Below are 12303 nucleotides of genomic sequence, written 5' to 3' on the forward strand. Positions count from 1 at the left end.
GTTTGGCGCCGCCAAACGCCACATTCGGCACGAATCTGCGGGGCTCAGAGGTGCGCGCGGACGGCCCTGACGCACCAGAACAGGCCGTAGGCCAGCAGGCCGAGCGCGATCAGGATCAGCAGCACCACCCCGAACGGGATGCTCACGAGCGTCTTGAGGCTGCCGTCCAGCCCGGCGGCCTTGGACGGGTCGAAGGTGATGGCGGCGACGACCACCAGCCCGCCGACCAGCAGCAGGGCGATGCCCTTCGCGATGTAGCCGACGCGGCCGAGCGCCGTGATCGCGCCAGCCCAGCGGTCGGGCGGCAGCTTCAGGTCGCGTTCGAACCGGTGGGTGGCGCTGTTGCGGATGAAGCCGACGCCCACGCCGACGATGACCAGTCCGATCAGCGCGAGGCCGAACACGCCGCCGGGGAGGGCGAGCAGGCGCGCGCTGGCGGACTTGTCGCTCGACGACGTGTTGTGGCCGCCTCCGGTGGCGATGGTGATCGTCAGGTACGCGAGCCCGCCGTAGACCACCGCCTTGACGACCTCCAGCGCCTTCGTGCCAGCGCCCCGCACGGTGAACGCCACCAGCACCTGCCAGAGCGCCAGCACGACCAGGCCGATCACGATCACCCAGAGGACGAACACGCCGCCGGGCACCGAAGCGACCGCCTGCAGGGCGCCGGACTGGTCGGCCTGGCCGCCGGCCCCGAACGCCACGGCCAGCGCGATGACGCCGATGAGGATGTGCAGGAGGCCGATCGAGGCCAGGCCGATGCGGGTGAGGACCCGCACGGTGGTGCTGTGCTCCAGCCGCGCGGCCGTTCGGGAGGGGGTGCTCATGCCCTGCACGGTACCCGGGGTCCCGGACGCTGAGAATCTCCGGTACCGTAGATAGCTGGGTCCGCCGCGCCATCGCGCGGCGGCGAAGATCTGAATAGCTGAATAGAGGAGGCCGGCATGGACATCGACCTCAGCGTCTTGCGTCTCATGGAGCGCGAGAAGGAGATTCCCTTCGATGAGCTGGTGCAGATCATCGAGCAGGCGATCCTGACCGCGTATCTGAAGCACACCAACCAGGCCGACCACCGCCACGGGCACAGCAGCGACCAGCCGCCCGCCGCGCGCGTCCACCTGGACCGCAAGACGGGGCATGTCACCGTCTACGTCCCGGAGCACGACGAAGAGGGCAACGTCATCGGCGAGGCCGAGGACAGCCCGAGCGACTTCGGCCGCATCGCGGCGTTCGCCGCCAAGCAGGTGATCAACCAGCGGCTGCGCGACATCGCGGACGACGCCGTGCTCGGCGAGTTCCGCGGCCGGGAGGGCGACATCGTCGCCGGCATCATCCAGCAGGGGCCGAACCCGCGCATGGTGCACATCGACCTGGGCAGCGTGGAGGCCATCCTCCCGCCGGAGGAGCAGGTGCCTGGCGAGGAGTACACGCACGGCTCGCGCATCCGCGTCTACGTCACGAGCGTGGCGAAGGGCCCCAAGGGCCCGTCGATCACCGTCTCGCGCACGCACCCGGCGCTCGTCCGCAAGCTGTTCGCGCTGGAGGTCCCGGAGATCGCCAGCGGCATCGTGGAGATCGTCTCGCTCGCGAGGGAGGCCGGCCACCGCACCAAGATCGCGGTGCGCGCGACCGTGCAAGGTGTGAACGCCAAGGGCGCCTGCATCGGCGAGCTCGGCCAGCGCGTGCGCGCGGTGACAGCGGAGCTGAACAACGAGAAGATCGACATCGTCGACTACTCGCCCGACCTCGCGACGTTCGTGTCGAGCGCGCTCTCGCCGGCCAAGGTGACCAGCGCGTTCGTGATCGACGAGTCGCTCAAGGCCGTGCGTGCGCTCGTGCCCGACTACCAGCTCTCGCTCGCGATCGGCAAGGAGGGCCAGAACGCCCGTCTCGCCGCGAAGCTCACCGGCGCGAAGATCGACATCCAGCCCGACTCGATCCTGGACGAGAAGTAACAGCCGAGAAGTAACAGCCGCCGAAGGGCACGTTGTTGTCACTTTCGAGCGCGAAAAGTGACAACGACGTGCCCTTCGGATGGGAATGCGTCGCGTGGGCGCGGCGTTGTCCTGGGAGACGGTGGCCGTGCTGATTCGGCGCAGAGATGCGTGAGGGGTAAGATGGAAGCCGTCAGAACGTGCGTCGGATGCCGTTCTCGCGCTCCCCGACCCTCCCTTCTGAGGGTCGTCCTCCGGAATTCGGAAGTCGTGGCGGACCCGTCCGCCACTCTCCCCGGACGGGGCGCGTGGCTGCATCCGGTCGACGAGTGTCTCGATCTCGCACTCCAGCGCAGGGCCTTCGGGCGGGCGCTGAAGGTGCAGGAGGCACTCGACCCGACGGCCATCCGGGCCGCACTGCGACCCCGGGTGGCATTGAGAGAACAGGCTGAAGAAGCAGTGACTTCACATGAGTGACAACAAATGAGCGGCTCGAAATGAGTGCCGTCCACTACTAACGCCTGCCCTGTCCGGGGTGGGCCCCAGACAGGAGAATTGTGGCTGCAAAACCACGCGTACACGAGGTCGCGAGCGAGCTCGGCGTCGACAGCAAAGTCGCGCTCGCGAAACTCAAGGAGATGGGCGAGTTCGTCAAGGGACCGTCCTCCAGCATCGAGCCCCCGGTAGCCCGCAAGCTGCGCGCCGCCCTGGAGGCTGAAGGCTTCACCGCCGACAAGGCGTCGGCGCCCAAGGCGGAGGCCGCACCGCGCCCCGCAGCGCCGCGTCCGCCGGCGTCCAGCGAGCCCGCCGGGCCCAAGCCGCAGGCGCCGCTGTCCGTCGCCGAGCGCCAGGCCGCCGCCGAGAAGGCAGCAGCCGAGAAGGTCGCAGCAGACAAGGCGGCCGCCGAGAAGGCGGCGCAGGAGGCTCCGACCGCGTCCGGCGCGACCGACGACGCCAAGCCGGCCTCGCCGCGCCCCAGCACGGGGTCCGCCCCCGGCTCCGGCAGCATCCCGCGCCCCGGCACCGCGCGTCCGGGCAACAACCCGTTCTCGTCCAACCAGGGCATGGGCTCGCGGCCCAGCACCCCGCGGCCGGGGAACAACCCGTTCTCCAGCTCGCAGGGCATGGGCTCGCGCCCGAACCCGAGCCCCGGCAACATCCCGCGTCCGGCCCCGCCGCGTCCCGGCTCGCCGCGCATCGGCGCGCCCGGCCAGGGTGGCGGCAGCGGCAACCGTCCCGGCCAGCGCCCGGGCGGCGGCGGCGGACGTCCCGGCTTCCAGCAGCGCCCGGGTGGCGCAGGTGGCGGCGCGGCAGGCGGCGGCTTCCAGCGCCCGGGCGGCGCTCCCGGCGGCGGTTTCGGCGCCCCGCGTCCAGCCGGAGGCGGCGGTGGCCGCGGCCGTGGACCCGGCGGCGGCACGGCCGGCGCGTTCGGTCGTGGCGGCGGCAAGTCCAAGGCCCGCAAGTCGAAGCGCGCGAAGCGCCAGGAATTCGAGATGAGGGAAGCTCCGTCGCTGGGCGGCGTGAGCGTTCCCCGCGGCGACGGCGGCACCGTTGTGCGCCTGCGCCGCGGCTCCTCCATCTCGGACTTCGCCGACAAGATCGACGCGAACCCCGCGTCGCTGGTCACCGTCCTCTTCCACCTGGGCGAGATGGCGACCGCGACCGAGTCGCTCGACGAGGCGACCTTCGCGATCCTCGGCGAGGAGCTGGGCTACAAGATCCAGGTCGTCTCCCCGGAGGACGAGGACCGCGAGCTGCTCGAGGGCTTCGACATCGACCTCGACGCCGAGCTGGAGGGCGAGTCCGACGAGGACCTCGAGATCCGGCCCCCGGTCGTCACCGTCATGGGTCACGTCGACCACGGTAAGACGCGACTGCTCGACGCCATCCGCAACGCGAACGTCGTCGCGGGCGAGGCCGGCGGCATCACCCAGCACATCGGCGCCTACCAGGTGTGGACCGAGCACGACAACATCGAGCGCGCCATCACCTTCATCGACACCCCCGGTCACGAAGCGTTCACCGCCATGCGTGCCCGTGGTGCGCAGGTGACGGACATCGCGATCCTCGTGGTCGCGGCGGACGACGGCATCATGCCGCAGACGATCGAGGCGCTGAACCACGCCCAGGCGGCCAACGTGCCGATCGTGGTCGCGGTCAACAAGATCGACAAGCCGGACGCCAACCCGGCCAAGGTGCGCCAGCAGCTCACCGAGTTCGGGCTGGTCGCCGAGGAGTACGGCGGCGACGTCATGTTCGTCGACGTGTCGGCCCGCAACAACATCGGCATCGACTCCCTGCTCGACGCGGTCCTGCTGACCGCCGACGCCGGGCTCGACCTGCGCGCCAACCCGAACAAGGACGCGCGCGGTGTCGCGATCGAGGCGAAGCTCGACAAGGGCCGCGGCGCCGTGGCGACCGTGCTCATCCAGTCCGGAACGCTGCGCGTCGGCGACGCGATCGTCGCGGGCACGGCTTACGGCCGCGTCCGTGCGATGGCCGACGAGAACGGCGACCCCGTCTTCGAGGCAGCGCCGTCGCGCCCGGTGCAGGTGCAGGGTCTCTCCAGCGTCCCGCGCGCCGGCGACACCTTCATCGTCACCGAGGAGGACCGCACCGCCCGGCAGATCGCCGAGAAGCGCGAGGCCGCCGAGCGCAACGCCCAGCTGGCGAAGGCCCGCAAGCGCATCTCGCTCGAGGACTTCACCCGTGCTCTGGAAGAGGGCAAGGTCGAGGCGCTCAACCTCATCATCAAGGGCGACGTGTCCGGTGCCGTGGAGGCGCTGGAGGAGTCGCTCATGAAGATCGAGGTCGACGACTCGGTGTCCTTGCGCATCCTGCACCGCGGCGTCGGCGCGATCACCGAGTCGGACATCGACCTGGCGACCATCGACAACGCGATCGTGATCGGCTTCAACGTCCGCCCGGACGTGAAGGCGCGCGAGCGTGCGGCCCGCGAGGGTGTGGACGTCCGCTTCTACTCGGTCATCTACAACGCCATCGAGGACATCGAGAACTCGCTCAAGGGCATGCTCAAGCCGGAGTTCGAAGAGGTCCAGTCGGGTGTGGCCGAGATCCGCGAGGTGTTCCGCTCTTCCAAGTTCGGCAACATCGCCGGTGTCATCGTCCGGTCCGGAACGATCACGCGCAACGCCAAGGCGCGCGTCATCCGCGACGGCGTCGTGGTGGGGGACAACCTCGCCATCGAGTCGCTGCGCCGGTTCAAGGACGACGTCACGGAGGTCCGTACGGACTTCGAGGCCGGTATCGGCCTCGGCAAGTACAACGACATCCAGATCGGCGACGAGATCGAGACCACCGAGATGCGGGAGAAGCCCCGCGCTTAATCGGTAGCCTGTGAGGCCCGGCGGGAGACCGCCGGGCCTTCGGCTTCCGCATCGAACATCCCAAGGAGAACCACATGGCCGACCCGGCACGCGCGCGGAAGCTCGCGGACAGAATCCAGGTCATCATCGCCAAGCGGCTGGATCGCGGCCTGCGCGACCCGCGGCTCGGCTTCGTGACGATCACCGACGTTCAGGTGACGGGCGACCTCCAGCACGCCACCGTGTTCTACACGGTGTACGGCACCGACCAGGAGCGCGCGGACACCGCGGCGGCCCTGCAGGCGGCGACCGGCATGCTGCGCAGCGAGGTGGGCAAGAACATCACCGCGCGGCTGACGCCGACGCTGGCGTTCCAGCTCGACGCCATCCCGGAGAACGCCGCGCACATCGAGGACCTGCTGCGCCAGGCCCACGACCACGACACGCAGGTGGCGGGGCTCGCCTCCGGCGCCAGCTACGCCGGCGACGAGGACCCGTACGTCAAGCCCCGCGAGGACGAGGACGAGGACGAGGACTAGGCTCGGCGGCATGTACGCCGTCTCGTTCTACGACACCGATCCGGACGCCGGGCCGGAGCACTTCCAGCGGCTAGTCGACACGTACCCGCGTCACAAGGCCTACCTGGACGCGTTCGCGGCGGAGACCGGAGAGGTGCTGATGATCGGCACGTTCGGCGACCCGGCGACCCAGGGGTCGATGGCGGTCTTCCGGTCGCGGGAGGCCGCGGAGCGCTTCCGCGACAGCGACCCGTTCTACACGGAGGGGCTGGTGTACCGGTCGCGGATCCTCGACTGGAACCCGACGGTGTTCGCGGAGGCCTGAGCCGTCCGGGCTCTCAGGGCAGCGTGTAGCCGCCCTCCTGCGCCACGGCGAGGCCGTCGGCGACCAGCCCGCGGACGGCGCGGTCGCGTTGCTCGGCGTCGGGCCAGACGTCCTCCAGCTCGGCGGCGGTGACCGGGATGTGCGAGCCGCGCAGCTCGGCAAGGATGCGGCCGCGCACCTGCCGGTCGCTGCCCTCGTACGCCTTCTGGACCGCCTTGCGCGGGCCGGCGTAGGCGGGGTAGCCCGCCGCGCGCCACGCGCAGGTCGCCGCCAGCGGGCACGCGTCGCAGCGCGGCGAGCGGGCGACGCACACGATCGCGCCGAGCTCCATCATCCCGGCGTTGAAGGCGGCGGCCGCCGGGCGGTCGTCGGGGAGGAGTGCCGTCATGGCCGCGAGGTCGCGCCGGGCGCTCGGCGGGGCGGGCTCGCCCTGGCCGTCGACGGCGCGCGCGATCACACGGCGCACATTGGTGTCGACGACGGGGTGGCGCGCCCCGTACGCGAACACCGAGACGGCGCGCGCGGTGTAGTCGCCGATCCCCGGGAGGGCGAGCAGCGCCTCCACGTCGTCCGGCACGACACCGCCGTGGCGCTCGGTGATCGCGACGGCCGCGGCGTGCAGCCAGAGCGCGCGGCGCGGGTAGCCGAGCGACTGCCAGGTGCGCACGGCCTCCCCAGGCGGGACGGCGGCCAGGTCGGCCGGCGTCGGCCACCGGGTCAGCCACTCCTCGAGCCGCGGGATGACGCGCGCCACCGGCGTCTGCTGCAGCATGAACTCGCTGACGAGGGTGCCCCACGGTGTGAAGCCGTCGCGGCGCCAGGGGAGGTCGCGGCGGTTGGCGTGGTACCAGTCCACGACCGCCGTGGCGAACGCGTCGGGTCTGTACGCGTCTGGCATGCATCGAGGCTACCCGGTGCTGCGGCATATGCTCGTCCCATGATGCTGCCTCCGACGCCGCGGGTCCTCGTCCTCCGCGAGATCGTGGCGGAGGTGCGCGCGCTCACGCCGGGCGGCCGGGTGGTGGTCGCGGTGGACGGCGGTGGTGGCACCTCGGGCTTCGCGGACGACCTCGCCGTGGTGTTCCGGGAGTCCGGCGTCGACACGCACCGGGCCTCGGTCGGCGACTTCCACCGGCCGCGTTTCGAACGCACCCTGTTCGGACCGGAGACGCCCGAGCGCTTCTATCGCGACGCGTTCGACTACTCGACGCTCCAGCGGGTGCTGCTCGACCCGTTCCGGATGGCGGGCAGCGCCGGATTCCAGACCAGGGCGTTCGACGAGGTGCGGGACGCGCCGGTCGTCGCCCGGTGGGAGACGGCAGGGCCGGACGCCGTGCTCGTGGTCGACGGCGAGTTCCTGCTGCGGCCGGAGCTGCGGCGGGAGTGGAACGCGTCGATCCTGCTGGTGAACACGCCGCAGCGGGCCGTCTACGAGGAGGATGCGCGGCCGCGTGACTTCGCGACGTTCTTGGTCGACGACTCGGACCCGCTCGCGCCGGCGCGCGTCCCGCGGGGCTAGCGGCCCAGCAGCGGAGCGAGCCTGCGGGCGACGTCGGCCGGCGCGATGAACGCCTTCGCTGCCTCCACCTCGTGCACCAGGCCGGTCAGTGCCGCGTTGACCGGCGCCTCCTGCCCGCCCGCGCGCGCCTCGGCGACGACCGCTCCGTTCAGGTAGTCGATCTCGCTGAGCTGGCCGCGCCGGATGCTCTGCAGCGTCGAGCCGGGGTTGGGCGTCGCCCCCATCCTGCGCCGCATCAGCAGCGGGACGACTTGCGCCAGCCAGCGCGGGGACGACGCGACGAAGCGCAGGATCCGGTCGTCCAGGCCCTGGATGCTGCCGAAGCGCACGCCGCGCGCGATGCCGACGCGGACGGCCTCCTGGAGGCTCGCGGTGATGATCGGGCGCAGTTCGCGGCTGCCGAGGGTCTCCTGGGCGCTGAGCCCGGTGATCGCGGGCATGGCGTTGACCTGGTTGACCATGAGCTTGGTCCACTGGCAGCCGGTGAAGTTCTCGACCGCGAAGCTGGGCATGGCGGCGTCGAGGATGCGGGCGGCGTCCACCGCGCTCGCCGGCGGCTCGCCGTCGCCCGCGCCGAGGTAGGTGTTGGCGGTGGTGGTGACGGTGATGCGGCCGGGGGAGAGGAAGCTGGCGGCGTAGAGCGCGAGCGCGCCGACGCAGTCCGAGCCGGGGAGCAGCTCGGTCGCGACGCGGAGGCCGGCGAGGCCGTTCTGGACGACCACGACGGTGATGCCGTCGAGGAGGGCGGCGTTGTCGCGGATGGCGGCCTCGGCGTCCTGCGCCTTGGTGCAGACGAACACCAGCTCCGGCCGGGTCTGGAGCCGTTCGGCGGCCGCGACCCGTGCGGTGTGGGCGCCCCAGCCGCCGTCGAGCCGGAGGCCGTCGGCGCGGATGGCGGCGAGCTGCTCGCCGCGGGCGGTCACCTCCACGAGGTGGCCGACCCGATCGAGCAGCGCCGCGATCGTGCCGCCGATGGCCCCTGCTCCGATCACCCCGATACGCACGCCCTCCAGCCTAGGCCCGACGCCGAAGGGCACGTAAACGCCCCTAAAAGTGCGTTTTAGGGGCGTTTACGTGCCCTTCGATCGTCAGTCGGCGAGGACGGGGGCGGGCTCGGCAGTCGCGGCGGCGGCCGCGGCGGCGGGGAGGGCGGTCTCGTCGGCGGTGTCGGCGGCGTGTGCGGACGCGGCGAGCTGGGCCGCGCGGCGGCGGCTCGGCAGTGCGAGCGAGATCACGGCGGCCAGCGCCAGCGCTCCGGCGCCGACCCAGACGGCCGGGATGGCCGCGCTCACGTAGCCGGTCGGGGTGAGCGTTCCGCCCGCGCCGGTGAACACCGCGGTCAGCACCGCGACGCCGAGGGCGACGCCGATCTCCCGCAGCGTGGAGTTCGTTCCCGACGCCTTCGCGTGGTCGGCCGTCCGCATGTTCGCCAGCACCGCGGTCGAGCTGGGCGCGAACACCAGGCCCATCCCGACGCCGGCCAGCAGGAACGGCGGCCACATCCCCGAGTACGGCAGGGTCGCGGACAGCGTGCCGGCGATCCAGGCCATGGCCACGGCGAGGAACACCAGCCCGACGACGATCGGGAGGCGCGTGCCCGTGCGGCCGGACACCAGCCCGGTCAGCGGCGCGACGACCATCGGGGCCAGCGTCCACGGCATCGTCATGACGCCGGCCTCCAGCGGGGTGTGCCCCTGCACGACCTGGAGGAACTGGATGAGGATGAAGATCGCCCCGAAGATGCCGAAGCTGAAGGTCATGCCGACGAGGTTCGCGACGGTGAAGCTGCGGTCGCGGAACAGCCGCAGCGGCAGCAGGGGAGCGGACGTGCGCGACTCCCAGAGCACGAACGCGACCAGCAGCGCGCCGCCGGCGATGAGCGAGGACAGCACCTCGGCGCTGTCCCAGCCCGCGTCGTTGCCGCGAACGATGCCGTAGACGAGCCCGAGCACGCCGGGCGCGGCGAGCAGCAGGCCGACGATGTCCGCGCGCACGCGGTCGCCGAAGCTGTTCGGGAGGGCGAGGAGCACGAGCGGGACGGCGATGACGCCGAGCGGGACGTTCAGCCAGAAGATGGCCTGCCAGTTCCAGCCCTGCACGACCGCGCCGCCGATCAGCGGGCCGAGGGCGACGCCGAGGCCGGAGATGCCTCCCCAGATGCCGATGGCCGCTGGGCGCAACTTCTGGCTGACGCTGCCGGCAAGCAGGGTGAGCGAGAGCGGCAGCAGGGCCGCAGCGCCGGCGCCCTGCACCGCGCGGGCGGCGATCAGCATCCACGGCTCGGTCGCGAGGGCGCTGGCGGCGCTGGCGAGGGTGAAGACGATGATGCCGCCGAGGAACACCGAGCGGCGGCCGAGCCGGTCGCCCAGCCCGACGGCCATCAGCATGAGCGTCGCGAAGCTGAGCGTGTAGGCGTTGACCACCCACTGCAGCTGCTCGATGGAGGCGCTGAGGTCGCGGGCGATGACCGGGAGGGCGCTGGTGACGACAAGGTTGTCGAGGGTCGCCATGAACATCGGGAGGGAGGCCGCGACGATCGCGAGCCAGACGGGGATCCGGCGGGCTGCGCCGGGACGGGATGAGGTCATGGTCGCTTCCTGGATTGTTAGTAATCGAATGATTACAACGAACTTTAGTAATCGACTGATAACCTGTCAAGCATGACTTCGGCGATCAGTGAACGGATCCCCTCGGCCGCGCGGCGCGAGCAGATCCTCGGCGCGGCGAGCCTCGTTTTCGGGGAGCGCGGCTACTTCGGTGCGACCACGGACCAGATCGCCAAGGCGGCCGGGATCAGCCAGCCCTACGTCGTCCGGATGTTCGGCAGCAAGGAGAACCTCTTCGTCGAGGTCCTGCAGCGCGCCCTCGACAAGCTGATGGCGAGCTTCCAGGCCACGATCGACGAGTGGCGGGCCGACGGCTCGCCCGTGGGGGAGGACGGCGCCGGCGGCGAGCACCACGAGATCGGCCGCAGGCTCGGGCTGGCGTACGTGAACCTCATCGAGGACCGCGGCATCCTGCTCTCGCTCATGCAGGCGTTCGGGATGGGCAACGACGCCGTCATCGGCGGGCGCGCCAGGGAGGGCTTCCTCGCCATCTACAAGCTGGTCCGCGACCAGGTCGGCTTCTCGCCGGACGAGGCGCGCACCTTCCTCGCCGAGGGCATGCTGCTGAACACGCTGCTCGGGCTCAAGCTGCCCGCCGAGTACGGCAAGGACGTCTGCGCCACCGAGATCATCGAGTCCACCTTCCGCACCAAGCTGCAGCTGGTCCTCGACGTCGCCGGCGAGAGCGCATGACCGGCAGCGGTCTGGTCCTGGTCGACAAGCCGGGAGGCTGGACGAGCCACGACGTCGTCGCGCGCGTCCGCCGGCTGGCCGGCACCCGCAAGGTAGGCCACGCCGGGACGCTCGACCCGATGGCGACGGGGCTGCTCATCCTGGGCCTCAACTCCTCCACGCGTCTGCTGACCTACATCGTCGGCGCCGACAAGGAGTACCTGGCGACCATCCGGCTCGGCGCGACCACGACGACCGACGACGCCGAGGGTGACGTGGTCGCGGAGGCCGACCCGGCTGCGGTCGCGGCGGTCGAGGACGACGCGATCACCCGCGGCATCCAGGCGCTGACCGGCGAGATCGACCAGGTCCCGAGCTCGGTGAGCGCGATCAAGGTGGACGGCAAGCGCGCATACGCGCGGGTGCGGGCCGGCGAGGAGGTCGTCCTCCAGCCGCGCGCGGTGACCATCGCGGAGTTCGAGCTGCTGGCGGCCCGGCGGCTGCCCGACCCCGCGGCGCCGGTCGCGATCGAGCTCGACGTGCGCGTGGTGTGCTCCTCCGGCACCTACATCCGGTCGCTCGCCCGCGACCTGGGCGCGGGCCTCGGTGTCGGCGGCCACCTCACGGCGCTGCGCCGCACGCGGGTCGGCCCGTTCGACGTGCGGGAGGCCGGCGAACTCGATACGCTCGATCCCGCGGCGGCCCTCATCCCCGCCGCACGAGCCGCCTCCGACCTCTTCGAGACGCTCGAGCTGACCGAGCAGCAGGCCATCGATCTGACGCACGGCCGGCGCATCCACATCGCCGATCGGGAGGGACCGGGAGGCGGACCCGTCGCGGCCATCGCCCCCGGCGGCCACCTCGTGGGGCTCATCGAGTTCCGCGGAAAGGAAGCCAGGACCCTCGTGAACTTCCCGACCGACGAGATCGCCTCCGCATGATCGAATGGTTCGTGGCGCTGCAGGTCGGCGTCGCCGTGATCGGCGGCGTGCTCTGCCTGGTGCTCGGGTTCGCCGGTCGTGTTCCCGGTGACCTGACGATGGGCGCCGTCGCGCTGGTCGAGCTGCTGCTGATCGTCCAGCTCGTGATGGCGATCGTGGCGCCCTTGGTGGGCAACCCGCCCACCGGCAGCCTCGCCGAGTTCTACATCTACCTGGTCTCGGCGCTGCTGCTGCCGCTCGCCGGCGGGTTCTGGGCGCTGATCGAGCGCAACCGGTGGAGCACCGTCATCCTGGGCGGGGTCTGCCTCGCCATCGCGGTGATGGTGTACCGGATGGGGCAGATCTGGTTCGTGCAGGGCGCCTGAGCCGCTAGCTGTACTGACCTCGACCGTTGTTGATTCGGTCGATGGGTGTTTGGCCTCCGATGCCGAGGTGGGGTCTGTCTAGGTTGTAGTAGTCGAG

General features: G+C 71.3%; 13 protein-coding genes. 9 read left to right on the forward strand and 4 right to left on the reverse strand.

Annotated elements, in window-relative coordinates; genetic code table 11:
* Positions 1–44: 44 nt before the first annotated feature.
* Positions 45–827, reverse strand: a complete 783-nt coding sequence (locus ACFQ9V_RS20490) for a DUF1206 domain-containing protein (protein WP_382460957.1) — start codon at positions 825–827, stop codon at positions 45–47.
* A gap of 117 nt (positions 828–944) precedes the next feature.
* Here ACFQ9V_RS20490 and nusA point away from each other — a divergent pair, with 117 nt between their 5' ends.
* The 5 genes from nusA to ACFQ9V_RS20515 all read left to right on the forward strand — a co-directional run bounded on the left by nusA (position 945) and on the right by ACFQ9V_RS20515 (position 6103).
* A complete protein-coding gene (gene nusA, locus ACFQ9V_RS20495) occupies positions 945–1955 on the forward strand; it encodes a transcription termination factor NusA (RefSeq protein WP_382460958.1) in 1011 nt (336 codons plus the stop codon).
* A 162-nt stretch (positions 1956–2117) separates the two neighbouring features.
* Positions 2118–2411, forward strand: coding sequence for a YlxR family protein (locus ACFQ9V_RS20500; RefSeq protein ID WP_370056907.1), 294 nt, complete (start codon positions 2118–2120; stop codon positions 2409–2411).
* A gap of 80 nt (positions 2412–2491) precedes the next feature.
* Positions 2492–5281, forward strand: coding sequence for a translation initiation factor IF-2 (infB, locus tag ACFQ9V_RS20505; RefSeq protein ID WP_382460959.1), 2790 nt, complete (start codon positions 2492–2494; stop codon positions 5279–5281).
* 74 nt (positions 5282–5355) lie between these two features.
* Positions 5356–5799: a 30S ribosome-binding factor RbfA gene (rbfA, locus tag ACFQ9V_RS20510; protein WP_382460960.1), complete on the forward strand. Its 444-nt coding sequence runs from the start codon at positions 5356–5358 to the stop codon at positions 5797–5799.
* 10 nt (positions 5800–5809) lie between these two features.
* Positions 5810–6103, forward strand: coding sequence for a YciI family protein (locus ACFQ9V_RS20515; protein ID WP_382460961.1), 294 nt, complete (start codon positions 5810–5812; stop codon positions 6101–6103).
* Between the two features lie 13 nt (positions 6104–6116).
* Here the strand turns inward: ACFQ9V_RS20515 and ACFQ9V_RS20520 are convergent, their stop codons facing one another.
* Complete coding sequence (locus tag ACFQ9V_RS20520) at positions 6117–7001, reverse strand: A/G-specific adenine glycosylase (protein WP_382460962.1); 885 nt, start codon at positions 6999–7001, stop codon at positions 6117–6119.
* Between the two features lie 39 nt (positions 7002–7040).
* On the opposite strand from ACFQ9V_RS20520, the gene ACFQ9V_RS20525 reads away from it, so the two are divergent.
* Positions 7041–7622, forward strand: coding sequence for a hypothetical protein (locus tag ACFQ9V_RS20525; RefSeq protein ID WP_382460963.1), 582 nt, complete (start codon positions 7041–7043; stop codon positions 7620–7622).
* On the opposite strand, the gene ACFQ9V_RS20530 is transcribed toward ACFQ9V_RS20525, so the two are convergent.
* Positions 7619–8659: a ketopantoate reductase family protein gene (locus tag ACFQ9V_RS20530; protein WP_382460964.1), complete on the reverse strand. Its 1041-nt coding sequence runs from the start codon at positions 8657–8659 to the stop codon at positions 7619–7621. The genes ACFQ9V_RS20525 and ACFQ9V_RS20530 overlap by 4 nt on opposite strands.
* A gap of 51 nt (positions 8660–8710) precedes the next feature.
* Complete coding sequence (locus ACFQ9V_RS20535; RefSeq protein WP_382460965.1) at positions 8711–10210, reverse strand: DHA2 family efflux MFS transporter permease subunit; 1500 nt, start codon at positions 10208–10210, stop codon at positions 8711–8713.
* Between the two features lie 72 nt (positions 10211–10282).
* Here ACFQ9V_RS20535 and ACFQ9V_RS20540 point away from each other — a divergent pair, with 72 nt between their 5' ends.
* The 3 genes from ACFQ9V_RS20540 to ACFQ9V_RS20550 are packed head-to-tail and all read left to right on the forward strand — an operon-like array spanning position 10283 to position 12206.
* Positions 10283–10921 carry a TetR/AcrR family transcriptional regulator gene (locus ACFQ9V_RS20540; RefSeq protein ID WP_382460966.1) on the forward strand — a complete coding sequence of 213 codons (639 nt, stop codon included), beginning with the start codon at positions 10283–10285 and terminating at the stop codon, positions 10919–10921.
* Positions 10918–11841 (forward strand): tRNA pseudouridine(55) synthase TruB, encoded by a 924-nt coding sequence (gene truB / locus ACFQ9V_RS20545; RefSeq protein WP_382460967.1) that lies wholly within the window; start codon positions 10918–10920, stop codon positions 11839–11841. The genes ACFQ9V_RS20540 and truB overlap by 4 nt, the downstream gene beginning before the upstream one ends.
* Positions 11838–12206, forward strand: coding sequence for a hypothetical protein (locus tag ACFQ9V_RS20550; RefSeq protein ID WP_370056919.1), 369 nt, complete (start codon positions 11838–11840; stop codon positions 12204–12206). Before truB ends, ACFQ9V_RS20550 begins: the two co-directional genes overlap by 4 nt.
* Positions 12207–12303 lie beyond the last annotated feature (97 nt).

The sequence above is a fragment of the Leifsonia sp. NPDC056665 genome, assembly GCF_042791795.1.
GTDB lineage: Bacteria > Actinomycetota > Actinomycetes > Actinomycetales > Microbacteriaceae > Leifsonia.